The sequence below is a fragment of the Bradyrhizobium sp. SZCCHNR1015 genome (genome assembly GCF_032489875.1).
Lineage (GTDB): Bacteria > Pseudomonadota > Alphaproteobacteria > Rhizobiales > Xanthobacteraceae > Bradyrhizobium.
In genome coordinates this window covers 272131-284911 of sequence record NZ_JAUEYW010000004.1, presented here as the reverse complement: position 1 = coordinate 284911, position 12781 = coordinate 272131, and the positions used below count along the sequence as shown (strand labels likewise).

The following is a 12781-nucleotide window of genomic DNA, read 5'->3' as shown; positions in this document are numbered from 1 at the left end:
ATGTCGTTCATGACGTCGAATGAGTGTCACCGCGTATCCGGGACATGGGAGAAGCTTTCGGCCGTTGCGGTCATTGCCATCGCCCTCGCGCTGAGCCCGCAGACGGTACGGGCGCAGAGCGCAGCGCCGGCTGCACCCGCCGCGCTGTCCGATGTGGAGAGCTCCGGTCCGAAGACTCCGCTGATCAGCGAGCTGCGACCTAGCATCGGACACGTCACATTGGCGCAGGCGAACGATCAGGTGCGCGGGCCGATCGCCGCGGTGCGCCCGGCGGCCACGACCGCGCCGCCTGCGGCGACGACCGCGCCGGCCATGACCGACGCACAGCCGCCGGCCGCAGCCGGGCAGGCCGTCGCGGCCACGCCGCCGCAATCGCGCAGCATCACCGAGCGGGCGATCGACAAGGTCAAGCAGGTCGCCAAATCGGCCACCGACATCTTCAACCGCGTGCCATGCCTGGCGCCGAAGGGCGTCGCGAAGAAGAATTTCATTTCGCTGCCGCACGTCGCCAACAAGCTCGCCTCCGGCCTGCCGATCGTGATCGTCGCCTTCGGCTCGTCGTCGACGCAGGGCTATGGCGCGAGCGCGCCGGACTACACCTATCCGAATCGGCTCGCCGCGCAGCTGCGCCGGCAATATCCGATGGTCGACATCAGCGTCATCAATGCCGGCGTCGGCGGCGAGGATGCGCCGGAGATGATGAAGCGGATCGAGACGTCGGTGATCGACCGTCACCCGGATCTCGTGATCTGGCAGGTCGGCACCAATGCCGTGCTGCGCGATCTCGATCCGGCCGAGACCGCCAGGCTGGTCGAGGACGGCGTCGCCAAGATCCAGGCCGCAGCCTCCGATGTCGTGCTGGTCGATCTGCAATATTCGCCGCGCGTGAACGAGCGGCAGGAGAGCGCGGGTCGCATGAACAAGCTGCTCGGCCGCATCGCCGAGCTGCATCACGCCGGCATCTTCCCGCGCTTCGAGGTGATGCGCGACTGGCACGAGCGGCAGGCGATCCCGATGAACGAGTTCGTGATCTCGGACGGCTTGCATATGAGCGATTGGGGTTATGCCTGCTTCGCGCAACTGCTCGGCGACGACATCATCCGCTCGGTTGGCCAGGTCAAGCTCGGCATCAACGCGCCGGCCGAGGTGCCGACCTATCGGCCGATGTGACGCCGCGGGCGTTATCCCGGGGCGCTCGCCGCGCGAGCGAACCCCGGGATCCGGAGGTGATGTGCGGATGAGGAATGACGAGTAGCGCGCAGCGATGAGATCGGTCTACTCGCGACGCTCACTTCGCCATTCGCTACGCCGCGCTGAGGGCGGCGTCGAGATCCTCGATCAGATCGTCGGCATGCTCGAGCCCGGCGGAGAAGCGGATGAAGCCCTCGCTGATGCCGAGCTCGGCGCGCGCGTCCGGCGTCAGCCGCTGATGCGTGGTCGTTGCGGGATGCGTGACCAGCGTCTTGGCGTCGCCGAGATTGTTGGAGATGCGCGCGAGCCTCAATCCGTTGAGCATACGGAACGCCGCCGCCTTGCCGCCCTTCACCTCGAAGCCGACCAGGGTCGAGCCGGCGCGCATCTGCTTCTTGACCGTCGCCGCCTGCGGATGGTCCTCGCGTCCGGGATAGATCAGCCGCGAGATCTTCGGATGCGCGGCGAGAAAATCGGCGACCTTGCCGGCGGTCTCAGTCTGCGCGCGCACGCGCACCGCGAGCGTCTCCAGGCCCTTGAGCAGGACCCAGGCGTTGAACGGCGAGATCGACGGGCCGGTCTGGCGCATGAAGTTGTGGATGTGCTCGGCGATGAAGGCTTCCGACGACAGGATCACGCCGCCGAGGCAGCGGCCCTGGCCGTCGATGTGCTTGGTCGCGGAGTAGACGACGACGTCCGCGCCGAGCGCGAGCGGGCTCTGCCAGATCGGCGTGGCGAACACGTTGTCGACGATCAGCCGCGCGCCATGGGCGTGCGCGATCTCGGCGATCGCGGGAATGTCCATCACGTCGAGCGTCGGATTGGTCGGGCTCTCGAGGAAGAAGCTCTTGGTATTCGGCCTGACCGCCTTCTGCCACTGGTCGAGATCGAGCCCATCGACCAGCGTCGACTCGATACCGTAGCGCGGCAGCAGATCCTCGACCACGTAGCGGCACGAGCCGAACAGCGCCTTGGCCGCGACGACGTGATCGCCGGCCCGCAGGGGGGCCAGGATCGCCGTGGTGACCGCAGCCATGCCGGTTGCGGCCGAGCGGCAGGCCTCGGCGCCCTCGAGCTCGATCATGCGGCGCTCGAACATCGCCGTGGTCGGATTGGAGAAGCGCGAATAGATGAAGCCGGGATCCTCGCCCTTGAAGCGCGCCTCGCACTCCTCGGCCGTGGCGTAGACGAAACCTTGCGTCAGATAGAGCGCTTCGGCGGTCTCGCCGAATTCGGAGCGCAAGGTGCCGGAATGCACCAGCCGGGTTTCGGGACGATACTGGGCGAACGACACCGGCGCCTTCGCGGGGGACTTCGACATGTGACCTCCATCGTGACCACCGCGCTCGGCGCGATGGGCACAAAAAAACCGGCCTGGGAAAACTCCTCAAGGCCGGGATCACATTCGTCCCCGGCCTGTTTAGCGACTTATTTAACGTGGCTGCAAGCCGGCCGGCTCAAATCACCACGGGATAAGTGGTGCTCATAGTCGCAACCGGCCTTTCCGTCAAGCCGGCCATCGGATAACCGGTCAAAAGACCCTATATTGGCTCCACAAGCCGCCGTTCCGGCGCCTGCAAAGGATCAGGCCTTGCCGTTTTCGCTTCCCGCCGACGCCCACGGCATCCTCCCCGATCGCATGATCGTGGCGATGGCGGAGGCCGGCTTGATCATTCCCGAATATGATTTCGTCGAGAGCCAGATCCAGCCGGCGAGCTTGGACCTGCGGCTCGGCGACGTCGCCTACAGGGTGCGCGCGAGCTTTCTGCCGGGGCCGGGATCCACCGTCGCCGAGCGCATCGACGAATTGAAGCTGCACGAGTTCGCGCTCGCCGACGGCGCGGTTCTGGAGACCAACTGCGTCTACATCGTGCCGCTGCTGGAGAGCCTGGCGCTGCCGAAAGACATCGTCGCGGCCGCCAATCCGAAGAGCTCGACCGGGCGGCTCGACGTGTTCACCCGCGTGATTGCCGACGGCACGCGACGCTTCGACATGATCGGCGCCGGCTATCACGGTCCGCTCTACGCCGAGATCAGCCCGAAGACGTTTCCGGTCCTGTTGCGCGAAGGCTCGCGCCTGTCCCAAGTTCGCTTCCGCTATCGCGACGCGGTCCTGTCGGAGGACGAATTGATCGCGCTGCACCAGGCCGAGCGGCTGGTGGATCGCGATGATGCGGATCTCGCCGGCGGTGTCGCTCTGTCCGTCGACCTCTCAGGCAGCAATGCGAACGGCTATGTCGGCTACCGCGCCAAGCGCCATACCGGCGTCGTCGACGTCGACCGCCGTGCCGGCTATCCGGTCGAGGAGTTCTGGGAGCCGATCAAGGCACGGCCCGATGGCAGCCTCATCCTCGATCCCGGCGAGTTCTACATCCTGGCCTCGAAGGAAGCCGTGCAGGTGCCGCCGGACTACGCCGCGGAGATGGTGCCGTTCGATCCGCTGGTCGGCGAATTCCGCGTCCACTATGCCGGCTTCTTCGATCCCGGCTTCGGCTATGCCGGCGCCGGCGGGCAGGGCTCGCGCGCGGTGCTCGAGGTGCGCTCGCGCGAGGTGCCGTTCATCCTCGAGCACGGCCAGATCGTCGGCCGCCTGGTCTACGAGAAGATGCTGGCGCGTCCCAACGCGATGTATGGCAGCCGCATCGGCTCCAACTACCAGGCCCAGGGCCTGAAGCTTTCCAAGCACTTCCGCTTCTAGCCGGCTGCGTCTGCCGCGCACCCCCAATGCGCCTGCCGCACAGGGCGCGCGCCAGCGCCGTGCTAGGAAAGCGAAAGCAATCGAACGATAAGACGGCCGCGACCTGCGCGGCCGAGCGGGGAGCTGAGATGTCCGAGATCGGCCTGGCCGACAATCCGGTCGGCGAGGGGCGTGCATTGCCGCCCCCCGAGAAGCCGATGCGGAATATGCTCGTCGACGGACCCATCCTGCGCACCCTGCTGTCGCTGGCCTGGCCGAACATCATCGCCAACACGGCCGGCACCTGCGTCGTCATTGCCGAGACCTCCTATATCGGCCGGCTCGGCATCGAGGCGCTGGCGGCGATGGCGCTGGTGTTTCCGCTGGTGATCCTGACCATGACGATGTCCGGCGGCGCGATGGGCGGCGGTGTGGCCTCGGCGATCGCACGGGCGCTGGGCGCCGGCGACACCGATCGCGCCTCGACGCTCGCCTCGCATGCGCTGCTGATCGCGCTGCTGTTCGGCGCGACCTTCATGATCGGCATGCTGGTGTTCGGCCCGGCCTTGCTGGAGTTGCTCGGCGGCCGCGGCGCGGTGCTGAGCCATGCCACGGCCTATCTGCAGATCTTCTTCGGCGGCGCGATCCTGCCCTGGCTGATGAACTCGATGGCCGGCATCCTGCGCGGCACCGGCAACATGAAGCTGCCGTCGTTCATGATCCTGAGCTCGGCGATGCTGCAGATCGTGCTGGGCGGCACGCTCAGCCTGGTCCTCGGGCTCGGTATGCGCGGCGTCGCCGCCGGCGCGCTGCTGGCGTTCTGCGTCAGCATCTCGGTGATGGGCTGGTACCTATTTTCGGGGCGCGCGCGCGTCCGGCCGAAGCTGCGCGGCCTCAGGATCAGCGGCGCGATGTTCGCCGACATTCTCAAGGTCGGCGCCGTCGCCTGCTTCTCGCCGCTGCAATCCGTGCTGTCGATCGCGATCTTCACGCATATGCTGGCGTCGTTCGGCACCGCGGTGCTCGCCGGCTACGGCATCGGCGCGCGGCTCGAATTTATGATGACCACGGTCGCCTTCTCCGTCGGCATGGCCTCGGTGCCGATGGTCGGCATGGCGATCGGCGCGCAGCGAATCGCGCGCGCCCGCCGCATCGCCTGGACGGCGGGGCTGGTGTCGTTCGCGTCGGTTGGCGCGCTGTCGACGCTGATCGCGATCGTCCCACAATTGTGGGTCGACATCTTCACCCAGGACGAGAGCGCGCGCGGCGCCGGCCGGCACTATCTGCAGGTCGCCGCGCCGATGTATGCCTTCATCGGCCTGGCGATCTCGATGTACTTCTCTTCGCAGGGCGCAGCCAGGGTGATCGGTCCGGTGCTGGCGCAAACGGTGCGGCTCGTGTTCATCGCCGCAGGTGGCTCTTATCTGTTGAGCCATGCCGCGACCGAGGGCGACTTCTTCATGCTGGCGGCGTCCTCGATGGTGCTGCTCGGCGTGCTGACGCTCGCGAGCGTCATGCTCACGCGGTGGGGGCCGAAGCCGGCCGCGGCGCTGGAGCTGCGCCCGGCCGTGCTGGCGGCCGGACGCGGTCCTGACGCGCACGCGCCGCCGCGTGTCGGCTGAGCCGCTATCCGCGCAGCCTGCCCAACGTGTCCTGCATCGCGCGCGCGCCGAGCTCCATCTGCTGCTCGATATAGGGCGCGATCTCGTGCGGCAGCACGTCGGTGGTCCAGATCACCCGGCAGCGCTCCTCGCCTTCCGCGATGATCTGAAACGACGCACTGTGCTGGCTGATGCGTTCGTTCCTGATGGCGTAGACGAGGCGCCGGCGCTGATCGTTGCAGTCGACCAGCTGCTCGCGCACCACGCTGCCGTTGGCGAAGCTGACAATGCGGACGTCTCCGTCGAGCCTGGTGCCGGTCACGAAGCCGCGCGCCACCCTGGTATGAACGGCGCCGAAATCGCGCACTGCGTCCCACACTGCACCGGCCGGGGCCGCGATCGGAATGTCCTTCTGGATGGATGCCATGACGCTGACCTCACGGACATACGGCTTCGACGTTGTTGCCGTCGGGATCGATCAGGAAGGCGGCGTAATAGGTCGGGCTGTAGTCCGTGCGCGGCCCGGCGCCGCCATTGTCGCCGCCTCCTGCCTTCAAACCCTCGCTGTGGAATCTGGCGACCGCCGCGTGGTCCTGGGCGCGGAACGCGATATGCGCGGTGCCTTTGCTGGCGCCCTTGTCGAGATACAGCCACAGCGCCGGCTGCCCCTTCGGGCCGATGCCCGCCGACGCCTCGTCCTTGGAGCAGAGGATGTGGCCGAGCGGCGCCAGCGCGGCGGTGTAGAAGCGGACGCTGGCGTCGAGATTGCCGACCCTGAGGCCGATATGATCGTACATCGATGATCTCCATGCTTCGCATGCGGCTGCCGCACGCGCCGGGATCATCCAATCAATGGCGGCTCAGACGGTCTTGGAGAATCTTGCGCTCGCCGCGCGAGGCCTTGCGAAACTTCGCCGGCGACACGCCGGCAGCGCGCGAGAAGGTGCGGGTGAAATTCGACAGATCGGCAAAGCCCGAATCGTAGGCGATGGCGGTGACCGGCGTATCCTCCTCGCTGAGGCGCCGCGCGGCGTGCCGCAGGCGGGAGCGGATCAGATATTGATGCGGCGTCACGCCGATCGTAGCGGCGAACATCCGGAGGAAATGAAACGGGCTGACGCCGGCCTCGCCTGCCGCAGCCGCCAGGTCGATGTCATCATGCGCATTGTCGTCGATCCACAACGCGCTCGCGACCGCGCGCCGTCGGTCGCGAGGGCCTGGTGTCGCGGCGCGCACCTGCTGGCCCGTGGCGGTCGCGACGAAGCGGCTGGCGATGATATGGCCAATCTCGTCGAGGCCCAGGGTCTGCTCGCGCGCGGCGACGGCCTCTGCGAGCTCAGCGAGGACCATGAGCTCCGGCAGCGGCGGCATCGCGCCGGCCCGCCAGGCCTGCCTGTCGCCGCCGATCTCGTCGATCAGCGCATCGTCGAAGAAGAACGACAGGCATTCGTCGCCGCAGACGTGGTCGTGCGTACACATGAACTCATCGCCGGGATGCCCGACCAGCAGCGCGCCGGTGACCAGCTCGAAGACGCGGCCGCGGTGCCGACAGCCGAAGCTGCCCTTGCGCACATAGGACAGCGAGTAGCCGGCATACTGCTCGACATAGGGACGCTCGCCCGGCATCGCTGCACAGCGGAACTCGGACACGGTGACGTCACGGCTTTCGAACAGGATGGTGGCGGTCATCCTGCAAATCTAGCGCATTGCGGAGGAAAGTGGAGGGCGATGCGCGAGATAATATCGCGCGACGCGAGGCGTCCGCTTACGACGCGCGCGGCCGGTCGACGGCGAGAAACGCGTCGAACAGCGTCAGGCCCGCATGAGGCCGTGCGCCTTCGAGCGACAGCAGCCGACGCTTGGAGACGATGCCGCTGTTGGGCGACGGCTTGTCGAGGCCGTTGCCGATGTCGCGGACGCGATGGCAAGGGACGATCAGGACGAACGTATTCTTGGTCAGTGCCTGCGCGATCGAGTTCAGCGCCTTGGGCACGTGCAGTTCGTCTGCGATCGCGTCGGCGGTGCGCGTCTCGCCGCGCGGAATCGCGCGAATGCAATCGTAGACGCGCTGGTTGAAGGGCGTGACGCCGTCGAGGTCGAGCGCAACGTCGGAGAAGTCGACCTCCTGCCCGCGCAGCATGGCCGCGATGCCTTCGATGGCGAGTTCAGTATTCGAACACGGGCGCTGCTCCCGTGCGTCGGGAAACTGGCGAAACAGGCGCCGCCGCGTCTCGATTTCCCGCGCTTCCGGCAATTGTACGCCGGTGATTCCGGCATCGCTCCATGCAATGCCGCAACGGCCGAGGGCCGTATCAAAGATCGTATACCCACGCCCCATGACGCCACCCCAACCCCACGCACATCATATCATCGTCACGATCGCCCGCATCAACTTTGTTTACAAAGTGTTAACAGCGCGGCGTGACGGGGGCGGGTTTGCCCTGATTTGGGTGATGGTTGTCAAGCGTTGCGTTGCGATCTCTGTTGTCGCAGGCGAGACGCGATCGATCAGAGCTCAGACGAGCGGCTCACCATTCCGGTGCGATCGCCAGCAAAATCAGGATCATGCGCGAGCCACAGCTCGAGGAGGCTTAGGAAGGTCACGGCGATCCCGACCGTGATGCTGACATGCATCGCCGATGTATGCGCGAACCCGAGCAGCCACGGCGCTGCAATCAGCCATACGCCAAGCGCAACCTTCAGCCACTCCTCCCAATCGGCGAACGCCACGAGGCCGCCGAACGAGAGCGCGACGACGGCAGCTCCCGCCAGCTCAGCATCGATCCGGCCGGCGCTGCGCGCGAAGCCGAACAGCGCGGGCGCGAAGGCCAGGAACAGGCCGCAACCGAGCGTGTAGAGGTCGAGCGCCGACGGGCCCGACATGAAGGCGAGGGTTTTCGAGGGGGCGGTCGGAGACTTGTGGCCATGGCTCTGCATGATGTGAACTCCCAGCACACGGCGCGGCGACGCGAGCGCCGGCTCCAATGGCAAGGCGAGATCGCCCAATCTGTTCCCGAGACTTGCGGTTGCGACCGATCACGATCGGGCGATCCGGCCATCGCAGACCTTTCGCGTTCGCCGTCTGGGCCCGCAGATCGCGCGGCAACAAGCCGCTTGGCGAAACGCATCGTGTCGGCTAAGCATTGGCGAGCGCGGGCGTAGTTCAATGGTAGAACGGCAGCTTCCCAAGCTGCATACGAGGGTTCGATTCCCTTCGCCCGCTCCAAGCTCCGCATTGGATGCCGACAATGCGAAGGTGAATTGTCCACCGCTTCCGATAGCGCCGGATAAGACGAGTACGCGGTCTATGCTGCGCGATGAGGTGCAGCTGCGGCGTCAGGACGGTATGCGTTGCGCGCGCCCGGTGGAGGGCGGACCTCCCCTGCCGCTCCGCACTTTCGCTGCAAATCGATCAGGACCGCGCGGTTTCGAACCTGACACCAACCCGACGTTCGCGGGAGATCGTGAAGATGGGCGTCGCGGCAGGTGCAGACCTTTTGGCTGTCGCGATCGACTGACGGGCAGGGACCGTGCGCGCGCCGGACCGTCGTTGCGGCCCTGGCTTCCTCAACCTGCGCGGCTGACGACACGGCGGCCGGCCGGAGGAGCGGTTCTGAAGATCGTCCGGTTGCCAAGATGCAGCTGGGACATGATCACGCCTCTCATCCTCGAAAAACTGCCATCGAATACACCTTTAAGGTGTATTTCAATTGACTGGAAATTCCTGAGGGCGCAAGTTTCGCGAGTATATATTTTCATTACAATCATAGATCAAGCCCAATCATGGATTGTTAAGGGGCCGGATCGGCCCCGACATTCGTTTCGGCAAGGGGGAACGTCCAGTGGCAGAGCAGCCTGTCTCATCGACGGGAGTCGATAACTATTCCCGATACGGCGACTATCTTTCCGCGCAGATGCAGTCCAACCGCAGCTTCGGTTACGGTCTGTTCATTTGCAGGATGCAGGCGGCACCAGGTCCCGTCTGCTCGGCATTCTGGCTCTACTCCAACGCGCCCTCGGCGGCGCAATCGCCCGACGTAGCGCAGAACTGGAATTGGAACGAGGTCGATTTCGAGTTCGTCCCCTTCACCCAGGCGACCCAGGCGGCCTACGCCACCTTCGCGGGCGGGCTGCCAAAACCGAATGACCTGCAAACCTTCGGCGCAACCGTCGCTCTGGGAGATCCGCGTTCGCAGACACTCGATCCGGCCGCGACCTCTTGGACACTCGGCTTCACGCGGACCGATGAGGCCATCGCGCAGCAGATGTGGGCCTACTACAATACGTGGATGGGCGCGCCGGGCGCTCCGCCCAGCGGCGGAACGTTCGTCCTGGAGGACGGCACGACTGGCGCCAAGACCGGTGATCTTGCTTACAATATCAGTTCCGGCGACCTGCAGACAGCGCTCAACAAACTCAACAGCGGCACCGGCTTGTTCGGCGCAGGGCCGGTCACGGTCACCGTCGCGGCGTCGGGCGGTTCGGGAAACATCAACAGCGGCCAGCTCAATCAGATCGATATCACCACGGTTGGCCTGATCGGACAGCTTTCGGGCGGCGAGGCGGTCTCCGCCGTGGGTAACCCCGGTCTCCTTCCCGAAGGGACCTTCATCACCGAGGTCGACCAATCGACGTCGATCGTCACGCTGAGCCAGGCCGCCAGCGCGCCCGTATCAGGCCAGACCTTCCAGTTCACCCCCGTGAACGTTTGGTCGGTTGGCCTCGCCGGTAGCCAGCCAGTCAAAGACGTGCTGATCATCGATACAAGTGATCTCACGCCGGAGGGCACGCTCGGAAGCGTGATCGCCGGCCTCAGCGGTCCCGGTGGCAACGAGGAGACCGCATTCAATGTCTCCGTCTTCCAACCCCTGCACGCGCCGGCGCGCGGGTCGACCTGGTGGGAGTTGCTCGTCGACCAGACCGGGCCCAATTTGATCTGGCCTGACGCGACGACCTGGAAATATCCGCTGACGTCGCTCGCGGCTCCATCCGACCTCGACATGACCAATGCCGTGGCGCTCAACTACTGGCGGAGCCCTGCCGGCCAAGCCTCGAATACCGTCGATTTCACCGGATGGCCCGACGTCACGCACACCGGAATACTCCGGGTGAGCCCCATACCCGGCACGAGCGATCCGAACTCCTTCACCTCGGCGGTGCTCAACAACGAGGCGTATCTGTTCGACACGTCTGGAAACTTCGCGCCTTACAGCGAGTTTCATACGTACACCATCGCGTGGACGCCGACGCGTGTGGCGCAGTACATCGACGCGCCGAACGGCGGCCGCGACATCTCCAAAGCCACCCCGGTCGCGGTGTTCGACCGCACTGATTTCCCGTCTGTCGCCAAGTCCGGACCACAGGCGCCGGGCGCGGAGATCCCGTGGATCAGCAGCGAAATGAACATGCCGGTGGGGAACGTCACGATAAATCTCGCCAACTACGTCGCCTTCATGGCTGCCGGTGCGGGACCAAACCCTCCGGTCGAGACGACAGGCAGCCTCACCGCAAATTCGACGGCCGTCACCGTTTCCGATCCATCGGGGATTTTCGCCAGCCAAGTCGTCTCCGGGGCGGGAGTGCCGGCGGGAGCGACGGTGACGGGCGTCAATGGAAGTACCGTAACGATGAGCCTCGCCGCCACGACGAGCGGCACGGGGGTCCCGCTGCAATTCGTGCCGACCGCCACGGTCACGACGACAGGCGACCTCGCGACCGGATCGCCGACGATCTCCAACATCGCTGCGGCGCAGGGAATCTTCGTCGGCCAGCAGGTCTCGGGGGCAGGAGTCCCGGAGGGGACGACGGTGACGGGCGTCGCGCCGCCCGATGTGATCATGAGCGCCAACGCCAGCGCGAGCAGTTCGGGAGCGCCGCTGACCTTCACCACATTGTTCGACGCGACGACGACCGGCGATCTGACCCAAGGTTCGACGATCATCACCAATGTCGCCAATCCCTCGATTGCCCTCCCGGGCCAGTCCGTCTCCGGTCAAGGGATACAGAATGGGACGAGCGTGGTCAGCGTCAACGACACCATGGTCACGCTGACCCAGGCCGCCGCCGCGAGCGGGACGGGCGTCGCGCTGACGTTTGCCACGATGCAGTCCGGCGTCGGGTGGTCGGGTCCCCCTCCCGGTTCTGACTTCACCAACGTGGCGGCCTTCGTGCAGACGATCGGCTGGTACCCGCTCATCCCTTTCAAGTCCGGCAAGGATACGTCGGATTTCGACCTGCAGAGCGACGATGCCCTGTGGCTCGATTTCTCCGACGGAACGTGGACTGCAACCGATTTCGCGACCGACTTCTCGAAATATTTCGGCATCCTCTACGCGCAGGACTTCACCAGCGCGGGCGGCGCCGGCTCGGCTCCGCTGCGCGATTCGAAAAGCCCTCTCGCCGTATCGTGGGTGGAGGGTCCCAAGGGCACTGGCGCCATGCAACTCGCCTGTGCATCGTCGGTGGCCGATCCGGCACGCAATTTCTTCGTCCTGCTCCCGAGCCAGGAAAGTCCGGGCGTGTTGGGCCCCGGCAATCCTCTCGTGCGCGCCGTGGTTCAGTCGACCGGGATCACTTTGAGCGCCAACGCGACCCAAAACGGCGACGCGTTGCTGACCTTCACCAGCACGACCACAGGCGATCTGTTCGAAGGGATCACGGCGATCTTCAACGTCGCAGACCCGTCGCTCGTACAGATCGGCCAGTCCGTATCCGGACAGGGAATCGCGACCGGCACCGTGGTAACCGACGTCAATGCATCGGCCGTCACCATCAATTGGCCTCCAACGTCTTCCGGCACGGCGGTCGCGGTGACCTTCGTCAGCACGACGACCGCGACGCTGATCCAAGACGAGGCGGCCGTCACCCTCGCTGACCCCTCGTGCGTCGTTGCGGGCCAGGCGGTCACCGGGACAGGAGTGCCGGCGGGCACGACCGTGGCGCGTGCGAGACAATACTACGCCGCAACCAGCTCGGTCGGCACGCCCACCGCGTTCTACGCGCCGCCGGCGAACACGAGCGTCGAGCTCTTCGTAGGCGTCTGGACCAGTTCGGCCAGCTACTTCCCCCAAGCGACGGTCCAGCCGTACTACACCGCCGAGATCATTGTTTCGACCAGTGCGGAGGGGGCGGTGTCGTGGGCGATCAAATCAGATCCGAAGGGAGCCCTGACCATCGATCCGAGCAACCCGTTCCGCATCGCCGTTGCAGCGCCTTCCGGTTAATCGGATCGCTGGCGGTTTCGGCCAGGTAAGGTTCGCCGAGGCCGGCGCACGGACCTCGCCGGCGTGCCCTCGCCAGCATGCCCTCGGCG

At 65.8% G+C, this 12781-nt stretch carries 10 protein-coding genes, 1 tRNA gene and 1 riboswitch; of the genes, 5 read left to right on the top strand and 6 right to left on the bottom strand.

Annotated features, from left to right (window positions below; translation table 11 throughout):
* Nucleotides 1-9 precede the first annotated feature (9 nt).
* A complete protein-coding gene (locus QX128_RS09740) occupies nucleotides 10-1170 on the top strand; it encodes a GDSL-type esterase/lipase family protein (protein WP_316237349.1) in 1161 nt (386 codons plus the stop codon).
* Between the two features lie 133 nt (nucleotides 1171-1303).
* On the opposite strand, the gene QX128_RS09735 is transcribed toward QX128_RS09740, so the two are convergent.
* Nucleotides 1304-2512: an O-succinylhomoserine sulfhydrylase gene (locus QX128_RS09735; protein ID WP_315801588.1), complete on the bottom strand. Its 1209-nt coding sequence runs from the start codon at nucleotides 2510-2512 to the stop codon at nucleotides 1304-1306.
* A gap of 78 nt (nucleotides 2513-2590) precedes the next feature.
* Nucleotides 2591-2670, bottom strand: a riboswitch (SAM riboswitch).
* 112 nt (nucleotides 2671-2782) lie between these two features.
* Between QX128_RS09735 and QX128_RS09730 the strand changes: the two genes are divergently transcribed.
* Nucleotides 2783-3889 carry a 2'-deoxycytidine 5'-triphosphate deaminase gene (locus QX128_RS09730; protein ID WP_316181992.1) on the top strand — a complete coding sequence of 369 codons (1107 nt, stop codon included), beginning with the start codon at nucleotides 2783-2785 and terminating at the stop codon, nucleotides 3887-3889.
* Nucleotides 3890-4017: 128 nt separating this feature from the next.
* Nucleotides 4018-5490, top strand: a complete 1473-nt coding sequence (locus QX128_RS09725; protein ID WP_316237348.1) for an MATE family efflux transporter — start codon at nucleotides 4018-4020, stop codon at nucleotides 5488-5490.
* Between the two features lie 4 nt (nucleotides 5491-5494).
* Here QX128_RS09725 and QX128_RS09720 read toward each other — a convergent pair whose 3' ends face one another.
* From QX128_RS09720 to QX128_RS09700, 5 genes are all read right to left on the bottom strand, one after another.
* The gene (locus QX128_RS09720; RefSeq protein WP_316218166.1) at nucleotides 5495-5896 is read right to left on the bottom strand and encodes an SRPBCC family protein; all 402 of its coding nucleotides are present in this window, start codon (nucleotides 5894-5896) and stop codon (nucleotides 5495-5497) included.
* 10 nt (nucleotides 5897-5906) lie between these two features.
* On the bottom strand, nucleotides 5907-6266 hold the full coding sequence (locus tag QX128_RS09715; protein WP_316181987.1) for a VOC family protein: 360 nt from the start codon (nucleotides 6264-6266) through the stop codon (nucleotides 5907-5909).
* Between the two features lie 52 nt (nucleotides 6267-6318).
* Nucleotides 6319-7158, bottom strand: coding sequence for an AraC family transcriptional regulator (locus QX128_RS09710; protein WP_316237347.1), 840 nt, complete (start codon nucleotides 7156-7158; stop codon nucleotides 6319-6321).
* Nucleotides 7159-7234: 76 nt separating this feature from the next.
* Nucleotides 7235-7807, bottom strand: coding sequence for a methylated-DNA--[protein]-cysteine S-methyltransferase (locus tag QX128_RS09705; protein ID WP_315801581.1), 573 nt, complete (start codon nucleotides 7805-7807; stop codon nucleotides 7235-7237).
* Nucleotides 7808-7977: 170 nt separating this feature from the next.
* Complete coding sequence (locus QX128_RS09700) at nucleotides 7978-8406, bottom strand: SPW repeat protein (RefSeq protein WP_315801580.1); 429 nt, start codon at nucleotides 8404-8406, stop codon at nucleotides 7978-7980.
* A 215-nt stretch (nucleotides 8407-8621) separates the two neighbouring features.
* Here QX128_RS09700 and QX128_RS09695 point away from each other — a divergent pair.
* Nucleotides 8622-8695, top strand: a tRNA-Gly gene (locus QX128_RS09695).
* 616 nt (nucleotides 8696-9311) lie between these two features.
* Nucleotides 9312-12692, top strand: coding sequence for a hypothetical protein (locus QX128_RS09690; protein WP_316237346.1), 3381 nt, complete (start codon nucleotides 9312-9314; stop codon nucleotides 12690-12692).
* Nucleotides 12693-12781: the final 89 nt, after the last annotated feature.